The sequence below is a fragment of the Streptomyces sp. NPDC002088 genome, assembly GCF_040296605.1.
In the GTDB taxonomy this organism is placed as follows: domain Bacteria; phylum Actinomycetota; class Actinomycetes; order Streptomycetales; family Streptomycetaceae; genus Streptomyces.
Window position 1 is genome coordinate 1 of the sequence record NZ_JBEOXO010000112.1, and the last position, 1,507, is coordinate 1,507.

Consider the following 1,507-nt stretch of genomic DNA (forward strand, 5'->3'; position numbering starts at 1 on the left):
TTATGATAGACTATGCTTATTCCAGAAAAACTTTTCATAAATACTCATGAAAAACATCAACTATTGATGTTTTTCTTATTGACAAATAATATTGAAGTGGTAGAATGGGTACATTATAATAATAACCCCTAAAAATCATTGAATGGTTTTTAATCTACTTAGTAAAAAATCTCTTTCTAACTGAAGGAGTTTTTTTATTAAAAGTGAGCAAAAATTTACGAAAGTTTTTAAAATGAAAATTTTATGTTTTTCACTTCAGAAATGGTATCTTTCCGAAAAACAAAAATTTTTCCGAAACTTATTATTTCTAGAGTGAAAATCATTAAATTCCCTTTTAAAAATTTTTTCTTTTTTTATAATGAGAAATCTCTTTCAGTCAGAAGTAAATTTTACTATGGAGATTTTAAAATTAATGACTGAGATTTTTGATGGAAATATTTATTTAAAACTGAACTCAAAAATTATTTTCGAAAGATATTGTTCATTTTGTGTTTAAATATTTGATTGTAGTCCAATAAAATATAAATGAATCTTTATCAATATTTATAAAAAGGAGAAAATTAAAACAAAAAAACTGATCACAGCACATAATGATCAGTTTTTAGCGCCTGCGCTTAGATTAAGAAGAGCAGTTTTTGATTAGTACGGTAAAATAATACCATAGTTAACTGCCAAAATCAATTTATGATAATTTTCTAAGCTTTTTTACTTAGATTTTATTTTTAATAAGTCACGTATCTCAATCAGAGTGTCCAATTCTTTATTTTGATTTTCTTGCTTTTCTTTCTCTTTATGTGGAATTAATCTGTTAACAAACTTTATTATTATGAAAACAACAAATGCAGTAATAACAAAGTTAATGGTATCATTTAAAAAGGCTCCATAAGTGAATTTTGTTTTACCAATATAAAAGTAGAAGTTAGCCAAGGCTGTACTTTGAACAAACATTCCTATTAAGGGGTTAATGAGATTATTAACCAAAGAAGTTACTAATCCAGTAAATGCGGACCCAATAATTACCCCAACTGCTAAGTCTAATACATTTCCTCGTAGAATAAAATTTTTAAATTCTCTTAACATTATGATTTCCTCCGTACCCAAACTATTTTCTGATTTGTTTTTGTAGCTGTCTGATGTCCTTTTTGGTTTCATCTTGTACGCTATTGATCATCTTTTTTACATCATTAGCTTTTCGTCACCCACTACAGTTGACATAGACCCATAAAAAGCTTAAAAACCTTGCGATGTAAGATTGGCACGAAGAAGACCAATCTATAACCACAAGGCAAACGTATTCAAATTTTATTTAAGACTAAAATTATAACAGATTTTAATTAAAGATCGTAATGTCATAGGACTTTTTAGAAGTATCTAGAGGTAAAACTTTCGTTACCTGTCGTTTATCTTCTAAAATATTACCTTCTTCAAGTGAAGTGGAAAGCCCACTCCAAGGTTCTAAGGCAATGAATGGACTTTTATTGGTTGTAGACCACAGTATCAAGTTTGG

General features: G+C 27.7%; 1 protein-coding gene. It reads right to left on the reverse strand.

Annotated elements, in window-relative coordinates; genetic code table 11:
- Window positions 1–705 precede the first annotated feature (705 nt).
- On the reverse strand, window positions 706–1,152 hold the full coding sequence (mscL, locus tag ABT114_RS50380; protein ID WP_351154113.1) for a large-conductance mechanosensitive channel protein MscL: 447 nt from the start codon (window positions 1,150–1,152) through the stop codon (window positions 706–708).
- Window positions 1,153–1,507: the final 355 nt, after the last annotated feature.

Bases quoted from the DNA above. Each gene is read 5' to 3' on its own strand.
- mscL (WP_351154113.1), bottom strand. From the start codon at position 1,152: ATGAAACCAAAAAGGACATCAGACAGCTACAAAAACAAATCAGAAAAT.